Genomic DNA, 26,784 nt, shown 5'->3' with positions numbered 1-26,784 from the left:
TCAGTCGCGCGGCCAGACGCCCGAACTGCCGCGCCGATGACTGTCGACGAGATGCGTATCGACGATGCCCGTCGCTTCCATCAACGCATGCATCGTCGTTGGCCCGACGAACACGAAGCCGCGCTTGCGCAGCGCCTTGCTCAGCGCGATGGATTCGTCGGAAGTCGTCGGGATTTCGGCGATCGTGCGGGGCGCGGGCGTCGTGTGCGGCTGGAACGACCAGATCAGCGCCACAAGCCCGCCCTCGTCGCGCAAGCGGATCGTCGCGGCTGCGTTCGCGATCGTCGCGAGAATTTTCGCGCGATTGCGGATGATGCGTTCGTCCGCGAGCAGGCGTTCGACGTCCTTGTCGCCGAATGTCGCGACCACATCGGGATCGAAGCCCGCGAACGCCTCGCGAAACGCATCGCGCTTGCGCAGAATGGTCGCCCACGACAATCCCGACTGAAACGCCTCCAGACTCAGCCGCTCGAACAGGCCGCGCTCGTCGCGCACGGGCATGCCCCATTCGGTGTCGTAGTAGTGCTTGAGCAGCGGATCGACGGCGGCCCACGGCGGACGCGCGAGTCCGTCCGCGCCGACGATCGCGTCGAGCGGCTGCGGTTTCTTCGGGCGCGCCGCTTTCTTTGCTGCGGCGCGGGCGGTTCTGGTGGCGGGCTTCGTGGCGCGCTTCGTGGCGGGAGCGGTTTTCTTCATCGTCGGTTGCCGTGGCTGGCGGTGGATCGGCGGCGTGGTTTTCGGCGCGCTTATTGTCGTCTTCCTCGCCGTCGTGTCGCAAGCGCGTGCGAATGATTCCGTCCACGCATCAATCGACCGCCGCGCGCTCTGAATCGCGACCTTCGCCTGAAAAGCGAGCTGGCGCGCGCACTGCAAGCCGCGGGACATTTGCGTATGCTTGTGCGTATCCACAGTGCCCATATATACGAGCAGCCGCCAGCGGCAATACCGGAAAGCTGGCCGTCAGACTCGAGCGGCGGGCGTCTTCGCCCGCTGCGCCATCAAGGAGAGACTCACACATGTCCGCGTACGAAAAAACACCGGAAGCATTGGCCCGACTCACCGCCGAACAGCGTCGCGTAACGCAGGAAAGCGGGACGGAACGTCCGTTTTACAACGAGTTCTGGGACAGCAAGGAAGCAGGTTTGTACGTCGACGTCGTATCCGGCGAGCCGCTGTTCACGTCGATGGACAAGTTCGACAGCGGCTGCGGCTGGCCGAGCTTCACGAAACCGCTGGAAGACGAGCATGTCGTCGAACTGCGTGACATGACCCACGGCATGATCCGCACGGAAGTGCGCTCAAAGCACGGCGACAGCCATCTCGGCCACGTATTTCCGGATGGTCCGCGCGAAACGGGCGGGCTGCGTTATTGCATCAACTCGGCGTCGCTGCGTTTTATCCCCGTTTCGCAGCTGGAAGCAGAGGGCTACGGGCAGTATCGCAATCTCTTCGAAGTCGCGAAGAAGTAAGCAGCACGATGCGATCGTACGCGCTAGCCCTCGACGGGCAGCGCTTCGATCGCGTCGCCGAGCCTGATTGCGCCGCCTCTCACGACGCGTGCCGTAATCCCGCCGAAGCCGCGCACCGCGTTGTAGCCGCCCACACCCAGCACGTCTTCCATGCGCGAACACGGGTGACATTCGCCCGTCGTTTGCAACACGGCTTCGCCGATGCGAAATTGCCGGTCTTTCAGCGCCATCAGATTGATGCCTTCCGTCACGATGTTGCGGCGCAGGTCGTGCGCGGCAACATTGCTGCGTCCCAGATGACTCGCAATGCTCCGCAGACTCTCGGCCTGAATCAGCGTCACCTGACGCGCGCCGTTGCGACTCGCGTAGTGATCGCCGACAAGACCCGCGTCGATATCGATCGTCGCGGTTTCGGTGGCCGACATCGCGTCTTTTCGCCGCGGCCTCAAGCCGATCCAGACGATCTTGCCGGGATGAACGGGACCGTTGAGCAGGCGGGCGAGCGGCGATGACGGATTGAGCGGCATGAGCGTGTTGCGGATGTACGGGGTCGATGTGGATCAGTGGCAGTGCATGCCCGTCTGCGGCGCAGCGGCGCGCGTCTTTATACTATCGCCCATCTGACCACAGGAACCGGAAATGAAACGAGCAGTAGCCGTGGCGGCGCTTGCCGTCTGCCTCGCGCAACCATCGACGCAGGCGTTCGCGCAGACCGTCGCCGACCAGTGTTTCGCGATCGGCGATATCGCGGGACAGGTCGCCTCCTGGCGACGTCACAAGAAAACCAAGGCTCAGGCGCTGAGCCAGGCGCAGAAGTACTACAAGGACGATTCGGATCGTCAGGCGGTCACGGCGATGATCGAGCGCATCTACAGCAGCCCGGAAGCCATGACGCCCGATCAGGCGAGCATGCTCTTCACGAACGAATGCGCGCAGCAGAAGAAGCCGTCGTCGACGCAGTAATCACGCGCTAGCCGAGGTGCAGGCGCACCAGCGCAAAAATCTGCGAGCTGGCGTAAAGCAGCAAACCGATACATCCGCCGACGAGCGTCCCGTTGATGCGGATGTACTGCAAATCCTTGCCAATATTCAGCTCGATCTGTTGCGACATATCGCGCGAATCCCAGTTCTTGACCGTGTCGCTGATGTGCCGCGTCAGATAGCCGGCAAAATCAGGCGCCATCGCGCGCGCCGCTTCCTCCATATGATCGTTCAGCGAACGGCGCAGCGATTCGTCCTGTGCCAGTTCGCGTCCGATCCATTGCCCCATCGCGGCCACTTTTGCATGCAGCACAGAGTCGTCGCGTGCGAGATCGCGCCGCAGCCAGTCGCGCAACTGCGCCCACAGATCCTTCACGTATAGCGCGAGATTCTCGCTCTCCTTCACATAGCGCTTGATCTCCTCGCCTTTCTGAAGAAACGCGGGATCGGACTTCAGCTTGACGACGAGACGCGCGGCCGCCTCATCGAACTTGTGACGCAGCTTGTGGCCGGGATCTTCGCTCACGCGCAGCAGCATGTTGTTCACCGTATCGGCGACGATATTCGCGCCGCTTTCACCGAGCCATTCGGACGGCATGATCTTTTCGAGCGTCGGATATTCGCGCTTGAACCAGTCGACGATCTGCTCGGCGATGAACGTGCGCACGCCCGGTTCGCGCAGCAGCGCCATCAGATGCTCGATGCCTTCGTCGAGCAGTTCCTGATGACGTCCGTCGCGCGTGAGCGTGTCGAGGATCGAGCCCGTCGCTTTCGACAGATCGATCTTGTCGAGCATCGCGTCGAGCGCGTCCTTGATGAAGGTCTGGATGCGCGCATCGTCGAGCAATTCGAGGATGCCGCCCGTCAGCTTGAGCACGTAGTCGCCGAGACGCCGCGTGTTCGCGTCGACGCACAGCCAGTTCGTGATGCTCTGCGCCGGATCGTGCTTGCGGATCAGGCCGACGATCGACGATTCGTCGAGAAACTTCTCGCGCACGAAGACCGCGAGGTTGTCGGCGATCTTGTCCTTGTTCTGCGGAATGATCGCGGTATGCGCGGCGACGCCGGGAATCGGCACGCGGCGAAACAGCGCGACGACGGCGAACCAGTCGGCGAGCGCGCCGACCATCGCGGCTTCCGCAACGGCCTTGATGCCGTCGATCCACATGTTTCGCTGCATGAAGGCGGTCGCGATGAAGATGGCGGTGGCGATCAGCAGCAGGAGCGTCGCGCGACGCTTGGCGCGTTTGAGTTCGGCTTCCTTGTTCATTGGGATGGTGTGTTGGATCGGATCGGTGTTCTGTTCGTCGACGTGGGCGGTGCTCTTTTGCTTTTGTGTTGGGTCGAACGGCTGATGAGCTGCTTGTGCTCGTGATATTGCCTGAAGATGCGGCGAGGTCCGGCGCGCGTTTGATTTAGAGCGCGGTGGTGTGGTTTTGGGGGCGCTGCGTTGCGTTACGTCGTAGCGAATACCACGAACTACGTAACAGACGATACGAATGTATCGATTTGCGGCGGAAATTCGGCGATCAGGCCGGTTGACGCGAAATATCTCACTCGAAGCTGCGGATTGCGTGAAACATTCGGCGGGTGGATAGCTAACTCATTGCATTATAAAGGTTTCTTTTCGTCCGTGGTTTTCTTAAGGTTGTTTCACGGATTGCGGTGCAAGTCGTTGGCGGGAAATGGGTTTTGCGTAAACTTTGAGTTTTGGGGTCGGTTTAAGGGCGTTTGGCGGGTTTGTGGGGTGTGATGGGGTGCGAGGCTCTGCTGAATGCGTTGGGGCCGTTTGGGAGGGTTTTGGGGCTTTTGGAATTGATGTCGCGTTTACGTGGCCGGTGTTGTCGTGGCTTCCGTGTCTATTTATATGGATTGCTTAGTATTTTTTGAGATAGTGGCTGGTGAGCGGGATCGGCGATGAATTCGGGCTACGGCTATTTGTCGTCGAGCTCGAAACATCGCCAGGTCCGGTGCCGACGCATGCGTCACCCTCGGCGCCATGTCGACCGGCGACCGAGGTGATGTTGTCTAGTGATGGACTCGGGGCACCGGCTTGTATGGCGTGCGGTTAGGTAGCGATCGGGTTTTGGTCAAGTGTGCTCGATCGCGCGCGTGCCGGGATCACGCCACCGCTGCCGCATGGGAGTCTTCCTTCCCATTTTCGTGGTCCTGGATTTGACGGCGGATCGGGTTATCCCGCCGCCCTATTCTTCCATACGCTGCCGTCTAGTCGACCGGCATCAACCTTATTGAATTGCGCGCCGCGAGAAATGCCGGCGGCAAATCTGTGGACGTGGTGAGTGCCTCGCTTCGGTCGCTTCGGTCGCTTCGGTCGCTTCGGTCGCTTCGGTCGCTTCGGTCGCTTCGGTCGCTTCGGTCGCTTCGGTCGCTTCGGTCGCTTCGGTCGCTTCGGTCGCTTCGGTCGCTTCGGTCGCTTCGGTCGCTTCGGTCGCTTCGGTCGCTTCGGTCGCTTCGGTCGCTTCGGTCGCTTCGGTCGCTTCGGTCGCTTCGGTCGCTTCGGTCGCTTCGGTCGCTTCGGTCGCTTCGGTCGCTTCGGTCGCTTCGGTCGCTTCGGTCGCTTCGGTCGCTTCGGTCGCTTCGGTCGCTTCGGTCGCTTCGGTCGCTTCGGTCGCTTCGGTCGCTTCGGTCGCTTCGGTCGGCTGGTCGGCTGGGTCGGCTGGGTCGGCTGGGTCGGCTGGGTCGGCTGGGTCGGCTGGGTCGGCTGGGTCGGCTGGGTCGGCTGGGTCGGCTGGGTCGGCTGGGTCGGCTGGGTCGGCTGGGTCGGCTGGGTCGGCTGGGTCGGCTGGGTCGGCTGGGTCGGCTGGGTCGGCTGGGTCGGCTGGGTCGGCTGGGTCGGCTGGGTCGGCTGGGTCGGCTGGGTCGGCTGGGTCGGCTGGGTCGGCTGGGTCGGCTGGGTCGGCTGGGTCGGCTGGGTCGGCTGGGTCGGCTGGGTCGGCTGGGTCGGCTGGGTCGGCTGGGTCGGCTGGGTCGGCTGGGTCGGCTGGGTCGGCTGGGTCGGCTGGGTCGGCTGGGTCGCGCAGTTTGGCTGTGGCGTTGCGAGCCGACGTTCTCGTCGACGCATCCGAGCCTTATCCGCCGGTTCATCGTCGCAATACGCGCCCTTCACATCCACAAGTTCGGGCGCAGATCCATATTTCCGGTTCGGCCAAAATGCCTCTGCGGATTGGGACGTTAGCTGCGTTTTCCCGGTCAAGGCGGCGGACGTGATTCGCTCATTGGGCCGCGATCAAAGGAATGGTTGGACGGGCATCGACCTCGGAGGCCGCCGACGTTTGTTCGAATTCGGTGATCTCCCATGTCAAAAAGCCCTCGATGAAATCGACCTGCGATGCAACGTTGATTCCTTGCGGTCGTCGGAGGCGGGAGACAGTAGATGCATTTCAGAGCCGCCCTTGCGACAAGTGCCACCGAACTAGCCCAACACGCCGTAATTGGCGAACGCCTATTTACCGTAAATAGCGCGGGGAAGAATGGAGGTGTCCCATGCTGATCGAACGGCGGGCTATTTACCGTAAATAGGCGGGCGGATTGATTGATGGTGGATCGTTTGATTTCAGAGGGCGCCCGAGTGCACAACCTTCCTCGAAGAGCGATCTATCCCGCCGAGGAACGACCGGGATTTGATGGCCACTGTGGCCCCAGGTGCGCAGACTAGGCCGAATCGCGGCGCGCGTCTCGCACTCGAACTTGCGCCCGTAACACCGTTTCGCGCCTTCCGGCACGGACGGAACGCGACCGCCTTATTTACCGTAAATAACCCAGCCACCCCACAACGCACAGACTACCTGCGACCCACGCCACTTCCCAATCGAGCAACGTATTCACGTCTCAGACCCGATCTGCCGCCACGCGGGACGTACGCACCCGAAAGCGAAACGATTCGCTCGAAGCGAAGGGCTTGGACAACAGGGGGAGAGAAAAAACGGCCAACCAGTTACAGCGCAGAGGAGAGACCTAGACGTCAACGAACGCAACGCCGGAAAGAAACAACCAACAGCCAGATAACACAAATCAAACCGGTGCCCGCCAACCCACAACAGGCACCGACAAATCCTCAATCCCCCGACGACTGCACGTCCTCAAGAAACCCGGTGATCAACTGCCTCAACTCTTCGACGCGATCCTGCGGCACCCCGCTGGCACGCAGCCGAATCACCAGCAGATCGCCTTTCCGCTCAATGCCCACTTCCTCTTCCTTGCGCACAGGCGCAGCCGCCCGACCCGCACCCAACAGCGCGGCCAACACTTCCGCCGAGGTCCGCGACGAATCCTCCGCCAGTTCGATCGCACGCTGCACGATCTCATCGCCCGACTTCTTGAGCGCCACCGACAGCTTCCGTGCCGCCTGAAACTGGATCTCATGCGGCGACGGAAACGCGCTAATCACCTCGGTCGGAAGCTCCGCCACCAGCAGCGCGCTCGAAATATTCCCCTGCGACAACCCACACGCCTTCGCCATCGCGTTCTGCGAAGGCCACAACTGATCATCCAGCGCGCGCTTGTACCAGACGCCCTGCTCCCACGGACTCAGGTTTTTCCGCGCCCGGTTTTCCTGATCCATCTGGACGAACTGCCCTTGCTCCGTAATCTCGCGATCGACGATCGCGTTCACAGGCAAATCCAGCTCCAGACACGCGCGATGCCGACGATGCCCGAATACAATCTCGTAGCCTTCGCCCTCAGTTGCCGGCCGCACCTTGATCGGCTGCGTATTGCCGCCCGCCTCGGCGATCAGCATCTTCAACTCGGCGAAACTCTCATCGCCGAAATCCTGCCGGTTCGCCCACTTCGACGCCTGAATCGACTTCGGATCCAACGAACGAATCGGCACCGAGCCGTCATATTCCTTGAGCTGCGCCTCCAGCTGCGAAACACGATCAGAGCTTTCGCGCATCGCGCTACGAAACGCGAGCATCTGCCCGGGCGCCGTCCGCGGAGACGCCGCGCGTCCGGCTTCCTGTGCCGGAGCCGGCACCATCAGGTCGCCCGTCTTCTTTGCAAGCCTGTCCTTGATCGACATCTATCGCTCCCCCTTATTCCGACTTCGCCCAGAAGGCGACAATGGATTGCTCGACGATTTCCGTCACCCGGTCATATGCCTCACGCGCGCGCCGGTACGTCTTCGCGTTGCCGTCGTAGCGCGAAATGTCATACACCGTGCCGAACTCGGCCGAGCTCGCTGCCGTGACCGCCGTCTTCGGAATTTCCACCGGCAACACCTTTTCGGCATACGTCGCGGAAATCCATTCCCGCACGACGCCCGCAGCGGCATCGGCCGGATCGACGCGCGAAAGCAGCACGTGGATAAATTCGAACGATTTGTCCGTGTTCGTTTCCGCCGTCAGATTCGACGCAAGATCGCTGAAGAGCGTCCAGAATTGTGCCGAACTGGCGAAGTCCAGCGCGTTCGGCGGCGTCGGGACGATCAGGCCATCGGCAGCCATGAACGCGTTGACAGTGCCGTAACTCAGCGCCGGCGGCGTATCGATGATGATCACGTCGTAGTTGCTACGCGCCTGCTCGAGACTCGTGTTCAAGACGTTCCAGAATTCGAAGTCCGGTTCCTTCATCTGACGGCTCGGCAAGATGAATTCCACGTTGAACAGCGACGACGACGCCGGGACAAGATCGATGCCGTCCCAGTACGTTTCGCGAATCGCGTATTCAATGCTCGATTGATCGCCCGTCGCGAGTGCCGTGATCGTCGAATCTTCTTCGACTTCCGTGTCGGGAAGAATGCCGAACAGCGTCGTCAGCGAGCCCTGCGGATCGGTGTCGATCACGAGCACGCGATGCCCGCGCAAGCTCAAGCCTTGTGCGAGCGTCATCGCGGTCGTCGTCTTGCTCACGCCGCCCTTGAAGTTACCGATCGCCACCGTCATCGCCGGCGCCTTCTCCGGACGCAGCGCGTTGGCGCGATACGCGCGAACCCATTCGCGCGCTTCAAGCAGCGAGAATTCGCGCCGCGAACCCGTCGCGTTGACGGTGCCAGGCGGCAAGTCGCCCTTCGAAGTGCGGTAGGTGATTTGGCTTTTGTCGACTTCACAGAGTGCGGCAAGCTGTGAAGCGTTGAAAACAGGCGGGTTTTTGCGGGCATTCGGCGCCAGCATGCGACCCCGAACCTGCGAGACGATGTCAGTCGCGCGAGCGGCCTGATCGACGATGTCTTGAATAGTGATGTTCATTAGCTGATCCGCAAGAGACGATGCAGTCAGCTTATATCAGATGGCTCCACAGAAAGCCATTAATTCAACGGAAATTTGGATTTTTGGTCAATTCCGTTGCAACGCAATGTCCTGGTGATTTTGCGATAACCACGCGTCGAACTTGGGTGCGTCGAATTCAGGGCGAACGCGGTTTCTGAGCCAGGAAGCGAAGTTCACGCGGCCGACCGAGCCCGAGAAGAGGCCCGGGCTGTCCGGACGAAACTCGCGCGCGTACTTTGCGCCGTCGCCTTCAACGAACTGACGCGCGAACGCCCGCTTCTCATCCTGCGTCAGCGCCTTGACGGCCGCTGCGCACTGAAGACGGTCGAAATCGATCCGCAATTCCTGCATGCGTGCATCGAGCGTCCGCGAACGCGCCGCTGCGGCCTGCTTCTGGGCCTTCTCGCGCTTGTCCTTCTCGTATTCCGGCTCGGATACGTCTGCCTTGTTCTCAATGAGCGTACGGATAAAACCAGCTGTCGAGCGCTTGATCTGCCCTTTTCTGTCTTTCTCTTCGGCAAGCTGCACGACGAGCCGCGCGCGCTCTTCGTCTTCGATGACAAAGCTCAGCGCCAGCTTGTCGCCGATGCCATGCGCCCGGAGTTTCCGGTAGATCTCGCTGTCGCGAACATGGGCGAACTCGTCTTCCGTCTCCGGCGTAAGAAGCGATTGCTGCGCGCCCTGGCGGATAAGAAATTTCACGCCAGTCACGGAGCGGCCCATGCGCTGATATTCGACGTCGACGTTGATGTCCGAGACGTCGTTGATCTCCTTCACAGCCTTCTGGATCACCTTGCTGTTCAGCCGGCGAAAATCGTCGTAGTACTCTTGCGTGGCGCCCAGAAGCTTCCGAAGGACGGGCAACTCGATCCAGCCCGTCGAGCCAACCTTCTGAAAACGCAGGCAATTTTCGTAAAGCGTCAACGCGTGCGACTTTGAGAATTTGCGCTGCACGCCGAGATTGACGGTCGCGTAGATCGACGGGTCGTAGAGCTTTTCGGCCAGCGCCTCGTCGTAGCGGTACGAGCACACGCCTGCGCGAATTTCCGCGAACGACAGGATCGGCATGACGCTCCAGCGCTCGCGGCCGTCATCCATCACGTTGAATTCGACCGCAGTCGTCGCGAGTTGCCTGAGCGCCTCCCGAAGCTTTTCGGTATTTTCGCTTTCAGTCCAGCCGAGCACGAGCATGAGCGTCCGCACCGGCAGGCGGTGGGTTCTCGTGGTCAGAAGGTTGTCGTACGAATGCAGCAACAGCACGTTGGACAGCTTTCGCTCCAGCAGCGAAAGCTCGCCGCTCGTATGAATGGCGGCCACGTGCTTTTTGACGCTTTCGGTACGTACCTCAGTCGGCAAAGGTCTGGGCATGCCGGGATTGTGCTCTAAATGACCCCACGATGCAATCACCGTCTGGGACATCAGTTGCACGCGCGGAGCGAAATGTCCCGAGTCTCGTTGCTCGACGAAGCGTATCACCACCCGTCTGAGTGAATTCACCGCAGACGGGGACAATTCCACCGCATCTGGGGGCGCGAAAAGCCCCAAACGGGGACGTTTGGTAGTAAATGACACCCCGACCAGGGTCGGTTGCCACCCCAAACGGAGACGTTTACCGCTGGAAAGCCTTATTGGATAAGGTTCTTAGATGTGTAAACGCTGTAAACGTTGTTTACCAAACGGTATACAAACCTCAATACACCCCAGACGGGGACACAAAAGCCGTTCTTGTTGCTGCTTTTTCTCTAACGCATCGAGTTAACGAAAACGAGTCGCGAGATTTCGGCCGTTTAACAAAACTCGAAGCGTTACCAACAACCTTCGCTAACTCTATGAACCTAAATCGTAAAATCATGAATCGGCGTTGGCCGTCCTGCGAGCGCAGGTGTATTTATCATAAATAAGTGGTTCACACTACGAGGCGCCCTGAAAGAGCCACCCTGACTGGGGACAATAGCCACGGAGTACTTTCCGAGCCTCTAAGCCGCCCCAGATGGGGACAATCAGTCACAACTCGCGGCGCGGAAGCCTTAAGAAGCCTCCTCAGACCATCGGACGCGCCGCAAGCCAGCGCACAGCCCGTGTCCTCATGAATCGCCCACCCTAGATGGGGACATCAGACACAGCATCGACGCCCGCGCAGCGGGGTTCAACTGGTAGCCGCCCCAAGTGGGGACATCAGCCCAAGACATTGCTTATTTACGATAAATAGACTGCTGGCCGTCATGCAAATCGCCCGCACGTCTCGAAAACCCGCAATGCAATGAGCACCATTCCGGAATAATTCCGCGCGCTTCGCCCTCGCGAAATCAACTCGTCGCCCAACCCACGGCGCAGATTTCCCGACGGATCACGCAACGGTCCAAAAAAACAAGTAAGGAACTCCAGGTAATATACGCATCGAGGTGAGCAAAAAACCTCGCCCGATCAACAACTTAAAACTGGTAATTGATCGACACGTCGCAAACCCCGTTCGTCTTCGTTTGCGTGATCGGGCTATTGGCAGCGCTGCCGAGCAGCCGTTTCAGCGCGCCGTCAGCCGTGACGAACCAGTGCTTATTGACGAACCAGATAAGCGTCACCCCGAATCCAGCCGATTTGAGTCCCGCACTAGCGTCGTACTGTGAATATCGAGACGACGCAGCCTGCGTCGAATTCACACCGAACCAGCTATTCATATACTTGGAATCCGCGAACGTCACCGACGGTCCCGCGAACCAGAAGAAGCTCTCCGAACTGCCCGGCAGCGGCATATACGCGCCCAGATCCGCGACCCAGCCATTCGATCCGCCGAAGCTGCGCGTCACGGCCGCCCGGAAGACGAGCGGAAATTCCTTCGAGACCACGTACTCGCCAGCCAGCTTCGCCTCGGGCGCCGGATTGATGTTGCCCATGCCTTCGAGTCGCGTCGGATCGTCGTGCGCACGCCTGCCGAGGTCGTAGACAGCCGCGATACTCACGCGCCAGTTCGGCCCCTGAAGCACGTTGACGCCAAGACCTTCGCCCGTTGAAAGAAAAGCCAGATCCTTGTAGCGGATGTCGGTGCTCGGTCCGACCAGCGTGTGATAACGATCGGAGCCGTCATAGCGCGGTTCGAAGGTCGAGCCGATGCCGATTCGCGCTTCCCAGGTCGGTCGATTGGGCTGAAACAGCTTTTCGAGCGGGATGCCCGCGGAGTATTGCCATTCGCCAAGCGGCGAGGGTGTTTGCGCCAGGGCTGCCGGTGCATTGCAGATCAGATAGGCGAGGCTGGCGTAGACGGGTAACTTGGTCATGTCGACGAACGTCTTGGGTTGCGGAACCGCGGTCGCGGCGCGTTGCTGCCATGTACAACGTTGTTCTAATAACGACGCAGAATCGGCGGCAATGCAGCAAACGCCATACCTGCCCGCCAACGCCATCCTGAACCCGACAACGATTCTCGAACCAGTGCCTATCTATATAGTTGTCTTGCTAATCAATTCATGCTCGAATCGATTCATGTTCGATCAATGCCTGTATTTCAACGCGTCCGCGCTGGCCCGTCTGGTCGAGCGTGAATGGGCCGCCGTCTACGCCGATCTCGGCTTGACGCCCGCTCAAGGCTACGTGCTGCGCGTCGTCCTGTCGGCGCCGGGTTGTCTGGGCAGCGAGATCGCGGACAGACTGGGCATCGCGCGTCCGACTGCGACGCGGTTGATCGATAGCCTTTCGAGGAAGAAGCTCGTCGAACGACGGCAAGGCACGTCCGACGCCCGCGAGTGGGGCGTGTATCCGACGCGCTCAGGCAAGGCACTCGACGCCACGATCAACGACGCAAGCGCGCAAATCAGCCGACGCCTCAAGGCGAAGATCGGCTCGGAAGTCTTCGAGAGCACGATTGCCGGCATGCGCAAGATTCGCAAGGCGCTCAGGTAACCCACACACATGCTGACCGTCGCGCGCACCTGACGATTTCATTCGATGAAATTGTCGGAGCGGCATGAACAGTCAATTCAGCTGCGGGTGCTTTATCCCGGCGCGCCGCGTTTGTACAGTCCACAGTCGATATCTGACCTTCGTCGATCTCACGGTCGACGCTTCTACAGAAGCGCAACGATGGACTATCTGCAGTCACTCAGAATGTTTGTAAAGGTCGCGGAGCTTGGCAGCTTCACGGGCGCAGCGGATCAGCTGAAAGTATCGAGCGCGGTCGCGACACGCAGCGTCGCTTCGCTTGAAGAGCGTCTCGACGCGCGCCTGCTTCAGCGCACGACGCGCAGCGTGACGCTGACGGAAGCAGGGCGGCTCTTTCTGGATCGCGTCAGAACGATCGTCGACGATATCGACGACGTCGAAGGCGGCCTGCTCGCGGCGACGGGTGTGCCGTCGGGCACCTTGCGTATCGCGGTGCAGGGCAGCGTGGGTGCGGGCTATCTCGCGAAACTACTGAGCGCCTATACCGAACGCTATCCGCTCGTCGTGCCGCAGGTCATCTTCGCGGACGGTCCCATCAGTCTCGTCGAAGGACGTTTCGATGCGGCGTTGACGAACGACACCTATCCGCATCCCGGTTCGGTCGTCGCGCGCGCATTCGCGCATCTCGAGATGACGCTCGTCGCGTCGCCGCGCTATGTGCCGGCTCTGCGCGGCGTCGCGCAACTGACGGACATCGATCCGCTCGTGCTGCTCTCGCACGACGACGGCACGACCGGCTCAGAACATGATCCCGTGCGCCGATGGCTCGACGCGAACGCTGCGCACGCGACGCATATCCGCGCAAACAATAGCGACATGCTGCGTCGTATGGCCATCGAAGGGATGGGCGTCGCGCTGGTCCCCGCCGTGCTCGTCGAAGAGGATCTGGACGATCGCTTGCTCGTGCAGGTGATGCCGGATGAGCCGTTGCCTTCGATGGGGTTATCCGTCGCGTATGGCAGCCGCCGCAATCTCGCGCCGAACGTGCGTGCGCTCGTCGATTTGCTGGTCGAGCAGTCGAAATACGATCGGCTGCCCGTCGCGCTCAGGCATGACGATGCCGCGCTCGTATCGGGCGACTAGGCGCTGTACGCTACGCGTGCGAAGAAACCGGGCTTTCGTTCCCCACCGCGCTCACGCTCACGCCGCTGAGCCAGGCGCTGACTCCACGCGCATCGATTGAGAAACGCGCGGGCCCGCACGCGAGCGCGTTGTCGGGCTCGCCATCGCATGCAATGTCGAAACGCATTCCGCCGATATTCGCGACCGCATAAAGATCGCCGTGCCGCAATTCGACGGAATCGATGACGCCGGGATATGCGCCATCGCGCGCAATCCGGATCGACGACGGCGCGACCCGCCACATCACATTCTCTCCAACCGGAACAGAGTGGTCCGCGATTTCGATCGAGAGGCCCGACGCTGTGTCGATCGTGCCCGGCGCGCCTATCGTTCCGACGCCGACGTTGTGCAACCCAAGCAGCGCCGCGACCTGCAATGAAGCCGGCTGCCGGAAAACCTGATCGACGGTTCCCGCCTGCAGCACGCGTCCGCGTTCGATGACAAGCACTTCGTCCGCGAGCAACGCAGCCTCGTCGGGATCGTGCGTGACGAGCACGGTGACGGCTGAAATCTCGCGTTGCAACGCGCGTAGCGACTGTTGCAGGCGGCGACGGCGCGGCGTATCGAGTGCGGAAAACGGCTCGTCGAACAGCAGAAGCTGGCTGTGCCGCGACAACGCGCGCGCGAGCGCGACACGCTGGCGCTGACCGAACGACAACTGGCGCGGCAAACGCGCCGTCAGCGCGGACAGCCCGAGATGCTCGACCCAGTAACGCGCGCTTGCGGCATCGGCATCGACGGGAAACGACAGCTGGCGGGCAACCGTCATGTGCGGAAACAGCCCGTAATCCTGCGGCACGTAGCCGACATGACGCTGTTCGGGCGGCAGCGTATCGAGTTGCTTGTCGCCGAAACGCACGAAGCCCGCTTCGTTACGTTCGAGCCCCGCGATCAACTTCAATGCGAGCGATTTGCCCGAACCCGACGGACCGATGATCGCCAGCCGCCGGGTCGAGGGCATCCATTCGATGTCGAGATCGAACGCGCCGAGATGGCGCTTCAATGCGAAGGCGAGTCGAGGATTCGGCAGGGCAGGGCGCGCCGCTTCAGCAACGGGTTGATCCGCTGCATCGCCGTTGTCGGCGATCTCGAACAACCGCGGACGATCGCCGCGCCACGCCACGGAAAGCGCCGCGCACAACACGGCGATCACGAGCGTCGGCAGCAGCAGCGGCATCATCGCGGGCAGCCCCTGGCCGCCGAACACGACGTACGTATAAACAGGCAGCGAATAGGGGTGATAGGCGACCATCACCGTCGCGCCGAATTCGCCGAACGCGCGCAGCCATGCAAGCACCAGACCGGCGCGGATCGACGGCCAAGCGATCGGCAGCATCACGCGAAAGAAGCGACTCACCGCGCGATGTCCGAGCGTCGCGGCGACGTCGTCGTAGACGGGATCGATCGCGGCGAACGCGGAGCGCGCCGCGACGACGAGGAAGGGCGCGGCCACGAACGTTTCCGCGAGCACGATGCCCGTGAACGAGTCCGTAAGCGCGCCGTTCGTCAGTCGCCCGAGCCAGCTATACGGCCCGAGCAGAAACAGCAGCAGGATGCCGCTCGTGAGCGGCGGCAGCGCGAGCGGCAATTGCACGATGAAACCGAGCAACGCCATGCCGCGCGAGCGTGAGCGCGCGAGCCAATAGCCGAGCGGCACACCGCCGATCAGAATCGCGAGCGCCGCGACGCTCGCGCTTCCCGCCGACACACCCACCGCCGACCACGTGCCGCGCCAGTCGACGCCCGCCCAGTCCGCGTGGTCGATCTGCGGAATGCTCGCGACGAACGGCGCGCACAGATAGACGGCGAGCAGGCAGGCGAGCCACAGCAGAGGCCGGGCGGTGGGGCGTGTCATTGCGCGGCGTCGAGGACGGCTTGCACGGAAGACGGCACGGCCTGCGCGTTACCCGTCACGACGGGCTTCACGATATCGACGCCATGCTGCTTCAGCAGCGCACGGCCCGACGCGCTCAGCAGGAAGTCGACGAAGCGCACGGCGCCCGCGTTGTTCGGCGCATCGGTGAGGATCGTCAGCGTGTAGCTGGCCTTGGCCTGAAGTTCAGGCGCCGGGCGAATCGCGGGAATCTTCAGGTCCGACGTTTCCGTCGAATAGAAGAAGCCCGCATCGAGCTGACCCGATTGCAGACGGCCGACGAGCGTCTCTTCCGGCAACACCTGCGCCGGATTCTCCGGATCGCCGAGCGTCTTCTCAACGAGATCCGGCTGCTTATAGAGCGCGGCCGCCTTCGTCATCATCTCGACCGTGAAAGCGCCCTTCGGATCGAGCTTCGGATCCGTGCGACCGACGCGAATGCCCGGCTCCTGCAGGACTTCATCCCAGCGCTTCTTCTTGAAGTCGGCGGCGAAGCGGCTTTGCGGGTTGTAGCCGATCATCAGCGGCGATTCGGCGAAATTGACGTACCACGTCACGTGATCGCCGTTCGCCGCGCCCATCAGGCCCGTATTGACCTTTGGGCTCGCGCTGATGAACACGTCGCCGCGCCGCAGCTTGCCCTTGATCTCGTTGGCGATCTTGTTCGAGCCTGCCGCATAGCCCTGAAAATGCAGGCCCGTTTCCTTTTCGAAAGCCGGACCGACGCTGCGTTCCATCAGATTCACCAGCGAACCCGCGTACAGCACTTCGACCTTGCCTTCATCGGCGGACGCGGCGCCCGTGAAAAGAAGGCCCGTCAACACGATTCCCGACAACAACAGCTTGCGCATCACATTTCCCCGTTGGCGTTATGAACGGGCATATATTACGACGTCCATGGACGTGATTGCAGCCGAGACAACGCGTGGGCCGTCCGATGTCAGTCCGTTGCTGCCGCATCCGTCAGCGCGCTGCGGTCCCAGCCGCCGCCGAGCGCTTTCAGCAGTTGCACGCTCGCGTCGATGCGCCGCGCGCCGATCTGTTCCGCTGTGCGTTCGTTCGATAGCGCGATGGTCTGCGCCGTCACGACGTCGAGATAATTGACGGCGCCCGCCTGATAGCGGTTTGTCGTAAGTTTGAGCGACAGGTCCGCTGCGGCCGTCGCGCGTTGCTGGCTGTCGGCTTCGCTCGCGAGCGTGTTCAGCGAAGACAGTTGGTCCTCGACCTGCTGGAAGGCGACCAGCACGGTTTGCCGATAATCGGCGACAGTGCCGTCATATTGCGCGGTCGCGTTCTTCAGCACGGCATCGCGGCGGCCGCCGTCGAACAGCGTCCCCGCGATCTGCGAGCCGAGCGACCAGAACAGACTCGACGCCGTGAGCCACGGCGCGAAGTACGAGCTTTCGAGACCCGCCGTCGCCGACAGCGTCAGGTTCGGATAAAACGCCGCACGTGCCTGACCGATCTGCGCATTCGCGGCCGCGACCCGCCGCTCGGCGGCGGCGATGTCGGGACGGCGTTCGAGCAATTGCGACGGCACGCCTGCGGGAATCTGCGGCAGTGCGGTGGTCTGCACCTTCGGCGGCAGTGAGAACGACGAAGCCGGTTTGCCGATCAGCGTCGCGATCGCGTGTTCGAGTTGCGCGCGCTGCACGTCGATGTCGCTGTCCTGCGTGCGGGTGCTTTCGAGTTGCGTCTGCGCCTGCGCAACCGCCGATGCATCGATTGCGCCGTCCTTCAGTTGCTGCTGCACGATCCGCAGCGCGGCGGTGTACGCGGTCACGGTATCGTCGAGCAGCTTCTTCTGGCGGTCGAGCGAGCGCAGATTGAAGTAATCGATCGCGAGGTCCGTAGCGACGGAGAGGCGCACCGATTGCAGATCGGCTTCGCTGGCCTGCGCGTTATCGCGTGCATTAACGGCTGCATCCTTCACGCGGCCGAACAGATCGGGTTCCCAACTCGCCGCGAGTCCCGCCGAGAAATCCGGCACGGTATGACCCGCCAAACCCTTGTGCACCACATTCTGCGACGTGCGATAGCGCTGCGCCGACGCGCCCGCCGTCACGACGGGCGCATAACCCGCGCGCTGATAGTCGACCAGCGCGCGCGCCGCTTCGAGTTGCGCGACGGCCTTCTGCACGGTCTGATTCGACACATCGACTTGCGCTTCGAGTTGATTCAGCTCGTCGTCGCCGAAGAGCGTCCACCACGGGCCGCGCGTTTGCGCATCGGCGGGTGCGGCGAGTGACCAGCCGGCGGAAGCCTGCGGCGTGCTCGCGAAGTGATCGGGCACAGCCGTTTGCGGCTGCGAGTAATGCGGCAGCGTCGAACATGCAGTCAACGCGAATGCCACCGCGACGGCAATCGCTTTCCGAACCAGCGATCCACGGATAGTGAACATGAGAACCTCTGCTTAACCGCGTTTCGCGGACGTCGTGTCGGGCGCGACGCGCACCGTTTCGCCGCTGCTGATCGCATCGCCGGGATTGTTGATGACGCGGTCGGTAGCCGCGAGTCCCGTCGCGACTTCGACATACGTGCCGAAATCGCGGCCGATGGTCACGGTCTTCAACTGCACCTTGTCGCCGTTGCCGATCACCGCGACGGTCACGCCATCCGGCCGGAACAGCAACGCGCTGACAGGCACTTCGAGCGCGGGATGCGCCGTTTCCAGCGCGAGATGCACCTGCGAATACGCGCCCGGCAGCAACGTGCCGTCGCGATTGTCGACGTCGACTTCGACGCGCAGCGTGCGGCTAACGGGATCGATCGAATTCGTGCTGCGCGCGACCGTCGCGTCGAACTTGCGCCCCGGATACTGCTGCGTCGTCAGATAGACCTTCGTGCCAGGCGTCACGCCTTGCGCGTCGTTTTGCGGCACGTCGACGTAGACGCGCAGCCTGTCCGTCTGTTCGATATGAAAGAGTTCTCCGCCATTAGCCGCTGCGATGCCCGGCGAGCCGCCCGCCGTCACGAGCGCACCGACGTCGACGTTGCGCGCGGTGATCACGCCATCGAACGGCGCGGTCACTTTCTCGTACGAGACCAACTCGGAAAGCCGCGCCACGTTCGCTTGCGCCGCTTGCCACGCGGCGAGCTTCGCCGCGCTGTCGCTCGTCTTCGCGTCGGCGTCCTGCTGTGAGACGGATTGCGTTTGCAACATCGTCTGCCAGCGCTGCGCGGTGCTGTTCGCGAACGTGTAGTTGGCTTTCGCGGTCGCTTCGTCGGCGCGTGTCTGACGAAGCTGCGCATCGAGTTCCGGCGTGTCGATGTCGGCGAGCGTTTGACCCGCCTTGACCTTCGCGCCGATATCCGCGTACCAGTGCTGGATGTAGCCGCTCGTGCGCGCGTAGATCGACGCATCGGCGAATGGCATCACGTTGCCGGGCAACAGCAGTTCCTGCGATGCGGGAGCGCGCGTCGGCGTGAGCGTTTCGACGGTGAGATAGCGCTGCGCGTCGACCTGCTTCGTCAACTCGGTGCTCGCTTGCAGACGAGGCGCGATGCCGATGACGAGCAGCGCGGCAGCGACGGCGGCAAGCGCAAAGGGCAGCACGTAGCGCCGCTTTCGACGTGTGGATGCAGGTTCAGCCGGAACGAGATCGGTGCGTGCGGCAGGTTCGCCATCGTTCGGCAGATTGGGCGTGGTCATGGCAAGTCCTTATTGAGCGTGTGTGGTCACGTCGGTCTGATCGGAGACATCGGCGGCCTTCTTCGCGCGACGCTTTGCGAGCCACGCGTGCACCAGGCCGAACACGACGGGCACGAACATCAGCGTCGACACCGTGCCGATCGCCAGCCCGCCGATCACCGCGCGGCCGAGCGGCGCGTTCTGTTCGCCGCAGTCGCCGAGGCCGAGCGCCATCGGCAGCATGCCGATCAGCATCGCGAGCGCCGTCATCAAGACAGGGCGGAAACGGTTGAAGCCTGCATCGAGCGCGGCGGCGAGCGGCTCCATGCCGTTCGCGAGCGATTCGCGCGCCGTGTTGATGACGAGAATGCTGTTCGCCGTCGCGATGCCGATACACAGAATCGTGCCCGTCAGCGCGGGCACGCTGAGTGTTGTGTGCGTGGCGAACAGCATCCATGCGATGCCGGCAAGCGAACCCGGCAAGCCGCTGATGATGATCAGCGGATCGAGCCACGACTGAAAATTCACGACCATCAGCAGATAAACGAGCGCGATTGCAAAAACGAGACCCGCGCCGAGACCCGCGAACGATTCGTTCATCGACTGCACCTGTCCGCGAATCACGATCGACGAACCGGGCGGCAACTGCGCACGCGCGTTATCGACGAGCTTCGTCACGTCGCTGGCGACGCTGCCCAGATCGCGACCTTGCGTCGACGCGAAAATGTCGAGCACGGGCTGCACGTTGTAGTGCGAGACAACGGCCTGCTGCGTGGCGCGCGACGTCGTGCCGAGCTGATTCTGCGGATTGACGCTGACCTTGTCGGTCGTCAACGGAATGTTGGTGAGCGTTTGCAGCGAGTGAATGTCGTACTGCGGCACTTCCGTCACCAGCGGATAACTCACGCCGTTCTTCGGATCGAGCCAGAAATTCGGCGTCGTCTGCGAACTGCCCGACAGCGCGATCAGCATGTTCTGCGCGACATCTTTTTGCGTGAGCCCAGCCTGAATCGCTTTCGTGCGATCGACGTTGATATCGATGGTCGGTTCGTCACCGGGTTGTTGGATGCGCGCATCGACGAGACCGCGCACGCCGCGCATCTGCGCGAGCAGCTTGTTCGCGACGACGCGATTCTGTTCGAGCTTGTTGCCGACGATCTGCACGTCGATCGGCGCGGGCAAACCGAAGTTCAGAATCTGGCTGACGATATCGGCGGGCAGGAACGCGAAGGTCACGCTCGGGAACGCTTGCGTGAGCACGTTGCGCAACTGCGCGACATATTGCGCCGTCGGCTTGTGATTTGGGGTGAGCGTAATGAGGATGTCGGCGTCTTCGGAACCGATCGGGTCCGACGAGTCGTACGTCAGGTTGATGCCGCTAACAGGCACGCCGATGTTGTCGAGCACGGCCGCCTGTTCCGACTTCGGAATCACGCTGCGAATTTTCGCTTCGACTTCATCGGTGATACGCGCCGTCTGTTCGATACGCGTGCCCGTCGGCGCGCGCAGATGCAGCTTGATTTCGCCCGTATCGACAGCGGGGAAGAAGTCGCGGCCCGCAAACGGAATCAGCGCGAGCGACGCGAAACACAGCGCGAGATAAACGGGGATGAAGCGCCGGCGGCTCGCGATCGCGCGTTGCAGCACGTTGTGATAGCCGTGGCGCAACGCTTCGAAGTGCTGTTCGAAACGCGCCTGAAAGTGCGCGAAAATCGCAAAGCGGCCTTGCGCGTTGTGACCGTTTTTCGACGGCGCGCGCATCAGATACATCGCGAGCGTCGGAATCAGCGTGCGCGAGAAAAAGTATGAAGCGCACATCGCGAACACCACCGCTTCCGCGAGCGGCACGAACAGATAACGCGCGACGCCCGACAGCAAAAACATCGGCACGAACACGATGCAGATCGACAGCGTCGAGACGAACGTCGGCACGGCGATTTCACCGGAGCCGTTCAAAATCGCATCGTGCAGCGCCTCGCCTTTTTCGAGGTGATGCGTGATGTTTTCGATGGCCACGGTCGCATCGTCGACGAGTATGCCGACCGCGAGCGCGAGTCCGCCGAGCGTCATGATGTTGATCGTCTGCCCGAGCGCGGCCAGCGCAATCAATGACGTCAGCACGGCAAGCGGAATCGACACGGCGATGATCAACGTCGCGCGCCAGCTACCGAGAAACAGCAGGATCATCGCGGCCGTGAGGCACGCGGCAATCAACGCCTCGCGCACCACGCCCGAAACCGCCGACTTCACGAACACGGACTGATCGGAGAGCGGCGTGATCTTCAGCGCGCCCGGCAGACCGGCGGCGATCTTCGGCAGCATCGCCTTGACCTGCTGGATGATCGTGAGCGTCGACGCGCTGCCCGTTTTTTCGATTTGCAGCAGCGCCGCGCGCTTGCCGTCGCTGCGCACGATATTCGTTTGCGGCGCATAGCCGTCGATCACATGCGCGACGTCGCGCACATAGACCACGCTGCCGTTCACCGTCTTGATGGGCAGATTGTTGAGCGCCGCGACCGTGCTCGTGCTGCCGTTCATTTCGACGTTGTATTCGCGCGAGCCGATCTTCGCGGTGCCGCCTGGCAGAATCAGGTTTTGCGCGTTGACGGCGTTGACGACATCGGCGGGAGCGAGGCCTTTTGCCTGCAGCGCTTTCGGATCGAGTTCAACGACGATCTGGCGAATCTTGCCGCCGTACGGCAGCGGCACGGCGGCGCCCTGAATCGTCGCGAGCTGCGTGCGGATGAAGCTGTTGCCGAGATCGTAGAGCGTCTGTTCTGGCAGCGTATTGCTCGACAAACCCAGTTGCAGCACAGGCACCGTCGATGCGTTGTACGTGATGATGTTCGGCGGCAGCGTGCCTGGCGGCAGCACGCGCAGGATCGACGCGGAGTTCGACGCGGCCTGGGCGATTGCGCGGTTGATGTCCGCGCCCGGATGGAAGAACACCTTCACGACGGCCACGCCGTTCAGCGATTGCGATTCGATGTGTTCGATATCGTCGACGTCGGTGGTGAGCGCGCGCTCGTAGTTCGACGTGATCCGGTGCGCCATGTCTTCGGCGGAAAAGCCGTTATACGACCAGACGATGCTGACGACGGGAATATTGATGTTCGGGAAGATGTCCGTCGGCGTGCGCAGGATCGCGAGCGGCCCGATGATGAAGAGCAGCACGGCCAGCACGACGAACGTGTAAGGCCGCCGCAGCGCGAGTTTGACGATCCACATGACGTTTCCTTGGACGATGATCTGCCGGATTGCCCGAACGCGGATCGCGCCCGAACCTTTCATGGGATCGCAGTGTGGCGGCGGGGCACTTACTCGTCGGTGACTGTGACATTACGAATTTGACATCTGGCGCCGAGCATAAAGGGCTCGAAACGATGTCGTTTGCGTAAATGACCGATTTGTCATGTGAGAGACAGGGTTAGGTCAGCACTCAGTGCACACAATGGCGTTAACCCTTTGCGAACGGCAGCCGCACGGCTGACGGGACCGAAACCGACAAGCAGGGAAAGGCGGCGAAGGGCATTGGGGCCACATCTGTGGATGTGGCGCTGGTCGAGGACTCACATGCAGGTGAACCATCATGAAAGCACTGATTCAAGCCGTAGTCGTATCGTGTGCGCTGGCTGCGCCGGCACTTTCCTTCGCTCAGGCCGACCAGGGCCAGGCCACGCGCGCGCAGGTTCGCGATGATCTGCAACGCGTCGAACAGGCGGGCTATCGTCCCGTAGGCGATGACGCTTCCTATCCCGCGGATATCCAGGCAGCCGAAGCCAGGGTGTCGGGCGGGCAACCGATGGAACAGACAGCCGTAGGCGGCGTCTCGCCGAGCGGCACGATGCAGATGGGCGCGCCGGCGTCGCCGTCGACGGACGGCAATCCGAAGCCGGTTTTCTTCGGGCAGTAATGAAGTGCGATGCGGCGGGCTTGCTGCCCGCCGCATCATCGCCGGTTGAAGGCGTTGGCGAGCCTCCTTAGGCGAGGTTCTCCGTCGAGAACGGCAGCGCATAGACCCGCTTGCCCGTCGCCGCAAAAATCGCATTCGCGACAGCGGGACCGACAGGCGCGACACCCGGCTCGCCGATACCCGTCGGTGGCAACGTCGACTGAACGATGTGCACCTCGACTTTCGGCATCGCGTCGATTCGCAGCACGCGATAGCCGTCGAAGTTGTTCTGCTCGATGCGGCCGTCCTTCAGCGTGATCGCGCCGTACAGTGCTGCGCCCAGACCGAAGCCGATACCGCCTTCGACCTGTGCCGCAATCACGTCCGGATTGATCGCCGTCCCGCAATCCACCGCACAAACCACGCGATCGACCTTCACCTTGCCATCCTTGTCGACGGACACTTCGGCGACCTGCGCGACGAAGGTCTTGAACGCTTCGGCTACGGCAATGCCGCGTCCCTTTCCAGACGGCAGCGGCGCATTGCTCCAGCCTGCTTTCTGCGCGGCGAGATCGAGCACGCCGCGCATGCGCGGCTCGTGTTCGAGCAGATCGCGCCGGAACTGATACGGGTCTTTTCCAGCCGCGTGAGCCGCTTCGTCGATGAACGCTTCCACCGCGAACGCCGTGTGCGAACTGCCCACGACGCGCCACCAGAGAACGGGCACGCCTGTGCGCATCGTCGACAGTTCGACGGAGAGGTTCGGAATCGCATACGCGATGTTCGCCGCGCCTTCCACCGACGTCCCGTCGATCCCGTTCTTGATCAACCCCGAGAACGGCGTATCGGCGACGATCGACTGCCCGACGATCCGATGCTGCCAGCCGACGAGCTTGCCATCGCGCGACAGGCCCGCTTCGAGCTTGTGAAAATACATCGGGCGATACAGGCCGCCGTGGATGTCGTCTTCGCGCGTCCATTGCAGCTTGACGGGCGTGCCGTTCGCGCCGAGCGCCTTCGCGATCGACACGGCTTCGGCGATGTAGTCCGAACCCGGATTCGCGCGCCGTCCGAAGCTGCCGCCCGCATACAGCGTGTGGATGCTGACCTGCTGCGGCTGCAGACCCGCGACGCGAGCGGCGTTCGCCTGATCGACGGTCTGGAACTGGTCGCCTGCCCAGATTTCGCAGCTATTGGCCGTCAGCTTGACGACGGCGTCGAGCGGTTCCATCGGCGCGTGCGCGAGGTACGGGAATTCGTAGCTCGCGCAGATCTTGCGCGCCGCGCCCTGGATCGCCTTCGCCGCGTCGCCTTCCGTGCGTGCGGGCAGACCGGGCTTGTCGGCGGCCTTGCGATACTCGGCCATGATGTCCGCCGAACTGCGCTTCTCGGCGTTCGTATCGTCCCAGTCCACCTTCAACGCATCGCGGCCCTGTTTCGCGGCCCAGAAGCTCTTCCCGACGACCGCGACGCCGCGCGGCACCTGCACGACCTTCACGACGCCGGGCACCGCTTTCGCCGCCGATGCATCGAACGAACGGACCGTCGCGCCGAATTGCGGCGGCCGCTGGATCACGGCGACGAGCATGCCGGGGAACGTCACGTCGAGCGTGAACTGCGCGGTGCCGTCGGTCTTGGGCGGCACGTCGACGCGCGGCGCCTGGCTGCCGATCAGCTTGAAGTTCTTCGGATCCTTCAGCGTTACGTTATCCGGTACAGGCAACGACGCTGCCGCCGAAGTCAGCGAGCCATACGTCGCATGCTTTCCGCTCGCATCGTGATAGACGACGCCGCGCTCGGTTCGCAAGTCTGACGCGGGCACTTTCCATTGCTGTGCCGCCGCCGTCACGAGCATCGCACGCGCTTTCGCGCCGGCTTCGCGCAGCTGCATCCACGAATTGGCCATCGCCGAACTGCCGCCCGTGCCCTGGATCGTGCCGAACGCGAGATTCGCGTAGCGCTTCGCATCGGCGGGCGCGCTTTCGACGCGCACGTGCGACCAGTCCGCATCGAGTTCTTCCGCGACGATCGTCGCGATCCCGGTGTAAGCGCCCTGGCCCATTTCGACGTGCTTCGCGATCACGGTCACGCTGTCGTCGGGGCCGACGCGCAGGAAGGCGTTCGGTGCGAACGCAGCGCCTGGCGCTTGCGCCGCGATCGCGCGCCGGGACGTCACGGTCCATTCGAAGCCGATGGTCAGCGCAACTGCGGCCACCGTGCCCGCGCCTTTCAGAAACGAGCGCCGCGCCGGGCGCTGGATGTCAACGGTATCGGTCGTCATCGCTCACCCCTGAATCGTGCCGGCGGCGTCGTGGATCGCTGCGCGAATCCGCGTGTAGGTCGCACAGCGGCAGATGTTGCCGCTCATCGCGGCGTCGATGTCGGCGTCCGTCGGCTTGGGGTTTTGCGCGAGCAGCGCGGCTGCGGACATGATCTGTCCGGACTGACAGTAGCCGCACTGCGGGACTTGCAGCTTCACCCACGCGGCCTGCACGGCTTTCGCGGGTTTGCCCTGCAAGCCTTCGATCGTCGTGATGTGGCGGCCTTCTACCGCCGACAGCGGCGTGACGCACGAGCGGATAGGCTGTCCTTCCAGATGCACCGTGCACGCGCCGCACTGCGCCATGCCGCAGCCGAATTTCGTGCCGTGCAGGCCCGCGACTTCGCGGATGGCCCAGAGCAGCGGCATGTTGGGATCGGCGTCCAGCGTCGTGGACTTCCCGTTGAGAATCAGAGTGGTGGACATCGATAACTCCGAGTTGGTTCTGGTTATGCGCGCGCGCTGCACAGCGTTGCGCGGCTGCGTGTCGGAGTGTGGCGCAAAGCGGGCCGCTTCTGTTGTCCAGAAACTCTGAAAGTCTTGCCTGATTCTGCGGATGTGAAGCGCGGCTTTGTCGGTGATTTCAGCGCAGCCGGCGTATATTCGTCGATGGCGCAAACAGTTTCCGCATGATCGCCACGATCAGGAGACAGCGATGAACAATCGACGGTGGAAGGGCTTTGTTGCAGCGTTGTGGTTCGCTGCGTTCGCGTCCGCTGCTTCGGGCCAGCAGAGCGGCTTAGCGTCAGGGCCAGCGCCCGTCGTCTACGTGTCGGATTTCGAACTCGACGCCGCCAACATCACGCCCGATCAAAGCCGCTTGAGCCGCGCGCGTCGCCTTGCGGGCAGTCTGTCGCCGCTGCATCTGTCGGAGCAGGATCCGCAGAAGAAGTCGCAGGCGCTGGTCGCGAGCATGTCGGAAACGCTGATCGGCGATCTGCAGCGCGGCGGCATCGATGCGCGCCGTCTTCCCGCCGGCGCGCCGCTGCCCGCGCAAGGCTGGCTGGTGCGCGGCGTGTTTCTGGCCGTCGACGAAGGCAATCGCGTGCGGCGCGCCGTCGTGGGTTTCGGCGCGGGACAGGGCAAGATCGAACTGGCCGTCGCCATCGATACGTTGCCCGTCGAATCGCCCGCGCCGCTTTATCAGACCATCGAAGGTCAGTCCGACAAGCACGCGCCCGGCGCGATCATCAAGCTGAATCCGTATGTCGCGGCGGCGCGCTACGTGATGGCCGGCAACGACGAACAGGCCGACATCAAACAGGCTGCGTCTCAGGTCGCCGACACCGTGGTCGCGCGCGTCAAGCAATAAAGCGCGACCACGCCGTCTCGTTCG

The 26,784-nt window shown here is 62.5% G+C and carries 21 protein-coding genes; 7 read left to right on the top strand and 14 right to left on the bottom strand.

The features are described from left to right. A complete protein-coding gene (locus tag QEN71_RS30145) occupies positions 1-696 on the bottom strand; it encodes a DNA-3-methyladenine glycosylase I (RefSeq protein ID WP_201662376.1) in 696 nt (231 codons plus the stop codon). Between the two features lie 320 nt (positions 697-1,016). Between QEN71_RS30145 and msrB the strand changes: the two genes are divergently transcribed. Beyond that, positions 1,017-1,469: a peptide-methionine (R)-S-oxide reductase MsrB gene (gene msrB, locus QEN71_RS30140; protein ID WP_201662379.1), complete on the top strand. Its 453-nt coding sequence runs from the start codon at positions 1,017-1,019 to the stop codon at positions 1,467-1,469. Positions 1,470-1,492: 23 nt separating this feature from the next. Here msrB and QEN71_RS30135 read toward each other — a convergent pair whose 3' ends face one another. After that, positions 1,493-1,996 (bottom strand): MOSC domain-containing protein, encoded by a 504-nt coding sequence (locus QEN71_RS30135; protein ID WP_201662382.1) that lies wholly within the window; start codon positions 1,994-1,996, stop codon positions 1,493-1,495. Between the two features lie 112 nt (positions 1,997-2,108). Between QEN71_RS30135 and QEN71_RS30130 the strand changes: the two genes are divergently transcribed. Continuing rightward, positions 2,109-2,432, top strand: a complete 324-nt coding sequence (locus QEN71_RS30130) for a hypothetical protein (RefSeq protein ID WP_201662384.1) — start codon at positions 2,109-2,111, stop codon at positions 2,430-2,432. A 7-nt stretch (positions 2,433-2,439) separates the two neighbouring features. Here QEN71_RS30130 and QEN71_RS30125 read toward each other — a convergent pair whose 3' ends face one another. Further along, positions 2,440-3,720 (bottom strand): DUF445 domain-containing protein, encoded by a 1,281-nt coding sequence (locus tag QEN71_RS30125; protein ID WP_201662387.1) that lies wholly within the window; start codon positions 3,718-3,720, stop codon positions 2,440-2,442. Between the two features lie 1,030 nt (positions 3,721-4,750). Between QEN71_RS30125 and QEN71_RS30120 the strand changes: the two genes are divergently transcribed. Then, the gene (locus tag QEN71_RS30120) at positions 4,751-5,887 is read left to right on the top strand and encodes a hypothetical protein (RefSeq protein ID WP_290468267.1); all 1,137 of its coding nucleotides are present in this window, start codon (positions 4,751-4,753) and stop codon (positions 5,885-5,887) included. Positions 5,888-6,525: 638 nt separating this feature from the next. Here the strand turns inward: QEN71_RS30120 and QEN71_RS30115 are convergent. The 4 genes from QEN71_RS30115 to QEN71_RS30100 form a co-directional block, all read right to left on the bottom strand. Continuing rightward, complete coding sequence (locus tag QEN71_RS30115; RefSeq protein WP_201649363.1) at positions 6,526-7,491, bottom strand: ParB/RepB/Spo0J family partition protein; 966 nt, start codon at positions 7,489-7,491, stop codon at positions 6,526-6,528. A gap of 13 nt (positions 7,492-7,504) precedes the next feature. Beyond that, positions 7,505-8,656, bottom strand: coding sequence for a ParA family protein (locus QEN71_RS30110; protein WP_201649364.1), 1,152 nt, complete (start codon positions 8,654-8,656; stop codon positions 7,505-7,507). A gap of 87 nt (positions 8,657-8,743) precedes the next feature. Next, positions 8,744-10,276, bottom strand: coding sequence for a replication initiation protein (locus tag QEN71_RS30105; RefSeq protein WP_233471740.1), 1,533 nt, complete (start codon positions 10,274-10,276; stop codon positions 8,744-8,746). Positions 10,277-11,109: 833 nt separating this feature from the next. Further along, on the bottom strand, positions 11,110-11,949 hold the full coding sequence (locus QEN71_RS30100) for a MipA/OmpV family protein (RefSeq protein ID WP_201649365.1): 840 nt from the start codon (positions 11,947-11,949) through the stop codon (positions 11,110-11,112). Between the two features lie 205 nt (positions 11,950-12,154). Between QEN71_RS30100 and QEN71_RS30095 the strand changes: the two genes are divergently transcribed. Both QEN71_RS30095 and QEN71_RS30090 read left to right on the top strand, forming a co-directional pair. Next, the gene (locus QEN71_RS30095; protein WP_201649366.1) at positions 12,155-12,571 is read left to right on the top strand and encodes a MarR family winged helix-turn-helix transcriptional regulator; all 417 of its coding nucleotides are present in this window, start codon (positions 12,155-12,157) and stop codon (positions 12,569-12,571) included. 180 nt (positions 12,572-12,751) lie between these two features. Next, a complete protein-coding gene (locus QEN71_RS30090) occupies positions 12,752-13,693 on the top strand; it encodes a LysR family transcriptional regulator (RefSeq protein WP_201649367.1) in 942 nt (313 codons plus the stop codon). Positions 13,694-13,703: 10 nt separating this feature from the next. Here QEN71_RS30090 and QEN71_RS30085 read toward each other — a convergent pair whose 3' ends face one another. The 5 genes from QEN71_RS30085 to QEN71_RS30065 all read right to left on the bottom strand — a co-directional run bounded on the left by QEN71_RS30085 (position 13,704) and on the right by QEN71_RS30065 (position 22,464). After that, on the bottom strand, positions 13,704-15,587 hold the full coding sequence (locus QEN71_RS30085; protein WP_201649368.1) for an ABC transporter ATP-binding protein/permease: 1,884 nt from the start codon (positions 15,585-15,587) through the stop codon (positions 13,704-13,706). Continuing rightward, a complete protein-coding gene (locus tag QEN71_RS30080; protein WP_377790409.1) occupies positions 15,584-16,456 on the bottom strand; it encodes an extracellular solute-binding protein in 873 nt (290 codons plus the stop codon). The genes QEN71_RS30085 and QEN71_RS30080 overlap by 4 nt, the downstream gene beginning before the upstream one ends. 89 nt (positions 16,457-16,545) lie before the next feature. Then, complete coding sequence (locus tag QEN71_RS30075) at positions 16,546-18,006, bottom strand: efflux transporter outer membrane subunit (RefSeq protein ID WP_201649370.1); 1,461 nt, start codon at positions 18,004-18,006, stop codon at positions 16,546-16,548. A gap of 12 nt (positions 18,007-18,018) precedes the next feature. After that, complete coding sequence (locus QEN71_RS30070; protein ID WP_201649371.1) at positions 18,019-19,257, bottom strand: efflux RND transporter periplasmic adaptor subunit; 1,239 nt, start codon at positions 19,255-19,257, stop codon at positions 18,019-18,021. Between the two features lie 9 nt (positions 19,258-19,266). After that, the gene (locus QEN71_RS30065) at positions 19,267-22,464 is read right to left on the bottom strand and encodes an efflux RND transporter permease subunit (RefSeq protein ID WP_201649372.1); all 3,198 of its coding nucleotides are present in this window, start codon (positions 22,462-22,464) and stop codon (positions 19,267-19,269) included. Between the two features lie 361 nt (positions 22,465-22,825). Here QEN71_RS30065 and QEN71_RS30060 point away from each other — a divergent pair, with 361 nt between their 5' ends. After that, positions 22,826-23,149 (top strand): DUF4148 domain-containing protein, encoded by a 324-nt coding sequence (locus tag QEN71_RS30060; protein ID WP_201649373.1) that lies wholly within the window; start codon positions 22,826-22,828, stop codon positions 23,147-23,149. A gap of 67 nt (positions 23,150-23,216) precedes the next feature. Here the strand turns inward: QEN71_RS30060 and QEN71_RS30055 are convergent, their stop codons facing one another. Both QEN71_RS30055 and QEN71_RS30050 read right to left on the bottom strand, forming a co-directional pair. Then, positions 23,217-25,409 carry a xanthine dehydrogenase family protein molybdopterin-binding subunit gene (locus QEN71_RS30055; RefSeq protein ID WP_201649374.1) on the bottom strand — a complete coding sequence of 731 codons (2,193 nt, stop codon included), beginning with the start codon at positions 25,407-25,409 and terminating at the stop codon, positions 23,217-23,219. A 3-nt stretch (positions 25,410-25,412) separates the two neighbouring features. Continuing rightward, positions 25,413-25,874 carry a (2Fe-2S)-binding protein gene (locus QEN71_RS30050; RefSeq protein WP_201649375.1) on the bottom strand — a complete coding sequence of 154 codons (462 nt, stop codon included), beginning with the start codon at positions 25,872-25,874 and terminating at the stop codon, positions 25,413-25,415. Between the two features lie 229 nt (positions 25,875-26,103). On the opposite strand from QEN71_RS30050, the gene QEN71_RS30045 reads away from it, so the two are divergent. Then, complete coding sequence (locus QEN71_RS30045; protein WP_201649376.1) at positions 26,104-26,760, top strand: DUF4410 domain-containing protein; 657 nt, start codon at positions 26,104-26,106, stop codon at positions 26,758-26,760. Positions 26,761-26,784: the final 24 nt, after the last annotated feature.

Origin of the sequence: Paraburkholderia sabiae (assembly GCF_030412785.1) — a bacterium.
In the GTDB taxonomy this organism is placed as follows: domain Bacteria; phylum Pseudomonadota; class Gammaproteobacteria; order Burkholderiales; family Burkholderiaceae; genus Paraburkholderia; species Paraburkholderia sabiae.
This window is presented reverse-complemented; position numbering and strand designations above follow the sequence as displayed.